The 1,938-nt window shown below is 63.3% G+C and carries 3 protein-coding genes; 2 read left to right on the forward strand and 1 reads right to left on the reverse strand.

Annotated features, from left to right (window positions below; genetic code table 11):
• Positions 1 to 732: methyltransferase (locus AC1D00_RS38935; protein ID WP_477014332.1), on the forward strand; the 732-nt coding region annotated here is incomplete at its 5' end.
• A gap of 34 nt (positions 733 to 766) precedes the next feature.
• Here the strand turns inward: AC1D00_RS38935 and AC1D00_RS38940 are convergent.
• Positions 767 to 1,594 (reverse strand): MBL fold metallo-hydrolase, encoded by an 828-nt coding sequence (locus tag AC1D00_RS38940; RefSeq protein ID WP_477014333.1) that lies wholly within the window; start codon positions 1,592 to 1,594, stop codon positions 767 to 769.
• Between the two features lie 93 nt (positions 1,595 to 1,687).
• Between AC1D00_RS38940 and AC1D00_RS38945 the strand changes: the two genes are divergently transcribed.
• On the forward strand, positions 1,688 to 1,938 hold a 251-nt coding region (locus AC1D00_RS38945; protein ID WP_477014334.1), incomplete at its 3' end, for a LysR family transcriptional regulator.

Here is a 1,938-nt window from a genome sequence, read left to right on the forward strand (position 1 = left end):
CTTGGAGCCTGGGCGGAATACGCCGGAAGCGACTATGTCTGGCAAACCTGGGGGAATCTCGAACACAGCATTCTGACGGGTGAGAACGCCTTTCAATACGTCCACGGCAAGGGAATTTGGGAGTATCGCACCGAGCATCCCGAACAAGGCGCTGTGTTCGATCGGGCAATGACCGAGCTGTCGCGTGGAAGCGCCGAGGCCGTCATCGCCGCCTATGATTTCTCCTCCTTCGGCCGCGTCGTAGACGTCGGCGGCGGGCGCGGATTGATGCTGAGCGCCATCCTGAGAGCCCACACTCAGATGCGTGGCACGTTGTTCGATCTGCCCCGCGTTGTTGCCGGTGCAAAGACTGTATTGTCCGAGCAAGGTGTCATCGATCGCTGCGATGTGGTCGGGGGAAATTTCTTCGAGGCGGTGCCCGGGGGCGGTGACGCCTATGTCATGCGCGTGGTGATCCATGACTGGGAGGACGAAGAGGCCATCGCGATTCTGAAATCCTGCCGGCGCGCAATGGCAGAGACGGCAAAATTGATCCTCATCGAACGGATTGTCGCGCCCCCGAACGAAATGCCGGCAACAAAGTTCAGCGATCTGAACATGCTGGTCCTGCCTGGCGGGCGAGAACGAAGCCGGGAGGAGTTTGGAACTCTCTTGTCAAAGTCAGGCTTCGAACTGACCCAAATTGCCCCTGCGGGCAACATCAACGTCATCGAGGCACGGCCACACGCGTAGCGGCGATGCTTCGCATTGCGTGATCCCTCACCTCTCAATGCGCCCCGCACCGGCAGTTCTCGTAATCGACGGGATCATGGCTGTTGACGATCCTCACGCGGTCGCCGTGGTCGAGCTTCAGCGCGCGCAGCCGCGCCTGGTTGGCGATCCGCTGCTTGCGGTCCATGTCGGCGCGGCGCTGGAAATAGCCGAGCACCAGCGGCATGCGCGGGGATGCCGCGAGCTGGCCGTGATGGAAATAGCTGTCGCCGGCATGCAGCAGCCATGTGTCGCCTGACCGGACCGCGATGCCGCAATGGCCGAGCGTATGGCCGGCGAGCGGGATCATCAGGATATCCGCTTCGCTGTCGCCGAGCGCCCGCACGCCCTTGAAACCGAACCAGTCTTCGCCGGCTTCGCCATAGAACGTCCAGCTCGGTCCATGGCTCCACTGCCCGGTGACATAGCGCCCTTGCGGGGGCGCCGGCTTGCGATGCACCGCCATGTCGTATTCGGCGCGATGGACGTGGATCGCGGCATGGGGAAAGTCGGGCACGCCGCCGGCGTGATCGCGATCGAGATGGGTCAGCAGCAAGTGGCGCACGTCAGTGGGCGAATAGCCGAGCGCCTTCACCTGCTCGACCGCCGTCTCGGACGGGTCGAGCCGTGGCGCGGTCTGGCGCAACCAGCGCCGTCCGAGCCGGTCAGGGGCTGCGATATCGCCAAGCCCGATGCCGGTATCGACCAGGGCAAGCCCGTCCCCCGTTTCGATCAGCAGGCAGTGGCAGACCATGCGGGCGCGCTGGAACAGGCCGCCGGTGCCGTTCACCAGGCGGCGGCCCATCGGGCACATCGTGCCGGTGTTGAGATGATGGATTTTCATGGAAGTCCTCGCCCGTTGCGACCAGGGCGTTCTTGCCATCGTCCGATCCATAGGTAAAATATTGAATATTGATCATATCTATAGGTACATACTATGGACATCCGCGAGCTTCGCTACTTCTCAGCCGTCTATCGCGCGCGCAACCTGACCGCCGCGGCGCGTGCCTGCTTCGTGTCGCAGCCGTCGATCTCGACCGCGATCACCAATCTGGAGGCCGAGCTCGGCACCACGCTTTTCATCCGGCACAAGAAGGGCGTCGCGCCCACCGCCTCGGCCGAGCAGTTTCACGCGCTGGCCCGCCGCATCATCGACGAGGCCGACGCCGCGCGCAGCCTGTTCAGTAA

Source organism: Bradyrhizobium sp. P2_E8 (assembly GCF_056403875.1).

Coding starts and splice junctions, on each gene's coding strand:
- AC1D00_RS38940 (WP_477014333.1), bottom strand. CDS start 1,594: ATGAAAATCCATCATCTCAACACCGGCACGATGTGCCCGATGGGCCGC.